This window comes from Brachybacterium nesterenkovii (genome assembly GCF_900163655.1).
GTDB lineage: Bacteria > Actinomycetota > Actinomycetes > Actinomycetales > Dermabacteraceae > Brachybacterium > Brachybacterium nesterenkovii.
Map to the genome: position 1 here is coordinate 1 of NZ_FWFG01000104.1, position 2,914 is coordinate 2,914.

At 72.9% G+C, this 2,914-nt stretch carries 2 protein-coding genes and 1 pseudogene; 1 reads left to right on the top strand and 2 read right to left on the bottom strand.

Translation table 11 applies throughout. The annotated features are described in order from the left end of the window. Positions 1 to 57: 57 nt before the first annotated feature. Positions 58 to 279: pseudogene (locus tag FM110_RS12010) on the top strand (integrase core domain-containing protein); the annotation flags it as partial. Positions 280 to 430: 151 nt separating this feature from the next. Here FM110_RS12010 and FM110_RS12015 read toward each other — a convergent pair. After that, on the bottom strand, positions 431 to 976 hold the full coding sequence (locus FM110_RS12015; protein WP_087104992.1) for a GNAT family N-acetyltransferase: 546 nt from the start codon (positions 974 to 976) through the stop codon (positions 431 to 433). A 266-nt stretch (positions 977 to 1,242) separates the two neighbouring features. Beyond that, positions 1,243 to 2,427, bottom strand: a complete 1,185-nt coding sequence (locus FM110_RS12020; RefSeq protein ID WP_087104993.1) for an ROK family transcriptional regulator — start codon at positions 2,425 to 2,427, stop codon at positions 1,243 to 1,245. Positions 2,428 to 2,914 lie beyond the last annotated feature (487 nt).

Consider the following 2,914-nt stretch of genomic DNA (forward strand, 5'->3'; position numbering starts at 1 on the left):
TGACTCTCCTTCAGGACCTACATAACGGCCCTGCCACTAAGTCTGACGCGCGACACCTACACGCCCAGGCACAACGGGAAAGTCGAGCGCTACCAGCGGATCCTCGCCGAGGAATGCCTCTACGCCCACGCCTTCTACTCCGAAGACGAACGGCGCGAAGCGATCAGCGTCTGGGTCCACCACTACAACTATCATCGGCCGCACACCGCCTGCGCTGATCAGCCCCCGGCCACCCGAGTCCACGAACGTGTCGACAACGTCATGACCTCATACACCTAGGGGCGCTGTCCTCCCCGCGGGGCGTTGCGCTGGCTCAAGGGCCGTGACGCTGGACCGCGATGCGGCGCACTGGCGTTCCACCCGTGGAACGTGAGCGCGCCGAACGGGCCGAAAGGGCCTCACGGGCGCCCGCCCCTGCCTCGTCAGCTCGTCAGCCCTCCCCGGCGATCCTGCTGTAGACGAGCATGTCACGCCGCTCCTCGCCCACCTGCTGCCACGATCGCAGCAGCCCCTCGCGCGCGAAGCCGCAGGCCACCGCCGCTCGACACGACCCCTCGTTCCACGGCTCGACGTGCAGCTCGAGGCGCGCGACCTCGTCGAGGCTGAGCGCCCAGTCGCTCAGGGCCCGCAGCGCCGCCCCCGCGTATCCGCGACCGCGGGAGGCAGGACCGACCCAGTAGCCGGTGCTCGTACGCCCGGCGCTGATCGCGCGCAGCCAGAGGCCGATCTGGCCGACGGCCTCGTCGGTCGCGGCGTCCGCGATCGCGAAGGAGTACCCGTTGCCCTCGGACAGGCGCGCGTGCTGACGGGTGATGAAGGCGAGGGCATCGACCTGGGTGCCGGAGGTCGGGACCGTCGTGATGAGGGGGATCAGGGGATCGCCCGCGACCGAGCGCACGAGCGGCGCGTCGGCGTCGCGGAAGGCGCGCAGGACGACGGGGCCGTGGGCGAGGCGCGGCATCGCGGTGGGGAGCATGGGGCTATGAGACTCGGTCGGCCGAGCGGTGGCAAGCGGGTTGTGTCCCTTCCCGTGTACATGCGCGCCGCCATGTACACGGGAGGGGACACAACCGATGAGCCGTGCGGAGGAAGGGTGGAGACCCGCCGCGTTCTGGTCGGAAGCGGCCGCTATTCCAGCCTGATGGCGGCCGTTCCTGACCGAAACGCGTGCACCCAGCGCGGAACCGCCCACTCACCCGCCCGGCACCAGTCCTTCCTGGTGCCCCGAATCTGCCGGTGGACTCACCCCCGCGCGGCGATCCACCCCGTGACGTCCCGCCAGAACGGCTCGAGGGCCTCGCGGGCGGCGCCGTCAGCCTCCTGGCGCCCGTCGCCGGCGGACTGCACCAGCTCGGCCTCGGGCCGCAGGGCCCGTTCGCGCAGCACCGCCCGCACCGAGGGCGCGAGCTGCGGCGCGAGCGCCCGGAAGTAGCCGGACAGCACGACGGTCGACAGGTCCAGCACGTTGAGCACGGCCGCGATCACGGCGCCGAGATGCTCGCCGACCTCTGCCACCAGCTCCCGCGTGCGCGCATCGGGGCTCGCGAGCGCCCGGGCGAGGTCGTCCAGGTGCGTGCCCTCGGGCAGGTCGAGCGCGCGGCGCAGCGTGTGGAACCCGGCGTAGGCCTCGAGGCATCCGCGGCGCCCGCAGCCGCAGGGGGCGCCGTCGGGGACGATGTTGATGTGCCCGATCTCGCCGGCCCAGCCGGTCTCGCCGCGCAGGATCCTCCCGTCGACCACGATCGCCCCGCCGATGCCGGTCTCGCCGTGGATGAGCACGAAGGACTCGCCGGGTCGCGAGATCGCCTCGAAGCGGGCGGCCAGATCGGAGTCGTTGGCGAGCACGGGGGAGAGAGCGGCGAGGCGCTCGTGGGCTCCCAGGAGGTCCGCGAGCGGCACGTCGGTCCAGCCCAGGTTCGGGGCGGAGACGACGGTGCGGCCGTCGCGGCCGATGCGGCCGGGGACCGAGACGGTCAGGCCGACGACGTCGGTTTGCCTCGGCAGCTCCGCGCGGACGGCGTCGACGGTGTCGGCGAGGAGGGCGACGACCTGCGCCGGAGGCAGCGCGGGGGTGTCGGCGAAGGCGTCGCGGCAGGCCAGGCGGTGGCCGGAGACGGAGCGGGCGACGACGCGCACGCGGTCGGCCGAGATCTCCGCCCCGAGCCCGGCGACGACATCGGCCGGACGCAGCGGCACCCGGGGGCGCCCGGTGCCGCCCGCGATCGGGGTCCCTGCGGTGAGGAGCCCGGCGCCGAGGAGGGCGTCGACGATCGCCGAGACGGTGGAGCGGGTGAGCCCCAGCGCCGTCGAGATCTCGGCGCGCGAGATGCCGCCGCGGGCGTGCACGACGGCGCGCAGCACCGCCACGGTGTTGTGCTCCCGCATGTCGCCTGCGCGCATCGGTCCTCGTCCGTCCCTCGTGGTCATGGGTCCAGTGTGGCGGGTGCCCCGCCGGATCGGGTCATCGCCGGATGATCCGGACGACTGCCCGGGCCATCTTCCTGTCTTCTCTGTCTTGCGCCTCTGCTCTGCCTTGCGCCGATGGCGTCGAACGCGCGGCTGCACCTCGGTAGGCCCTCGATCGGGACCGCGGTCCTTGCGGACCCTGGATCGGGACCACGGTCCTTGCGGACCACGTCCCCGCCGTCTATGTTAGTCCGAGAGACAAACAAAGTCGTCGATCTCCCGCGGAACACGCGCCGGATCACATCGGCCCCTCGGCCCCGGAACGCCCCGGCCGCTCGGATCGCCCCCCTTACGAGGAGAGCGCCCGGCACCGGACGTCACGGCCCGCCCGGCCGACCGTCCCGGTCCATGCCCTCCTCGCTCCTCGGCGGCCCCACGATCACCGGCCCGGATCCCCCGATCCGCCCGCCGCTCACCGGAAGGACACCCGCCATGGCTGCTCCCACCC

Excerpts from the sequence above, each read along its gene's own strand:
- FM110_RS12015 (WP_087104992.1), bottom strand. The coding sequence starts at position 976 with ATGCTCCCCACCGCGATGCCGCGCCTCGCCCACGGCCCCGTCGTCCTG.
- FM110_RS12020 (WP_087104993.1), bottom strand. The coding sequence starts at position 2,427 with ATGACCACGAGGGACGGACGAGGACCGATGCGCGCAGGCGACATGCGG.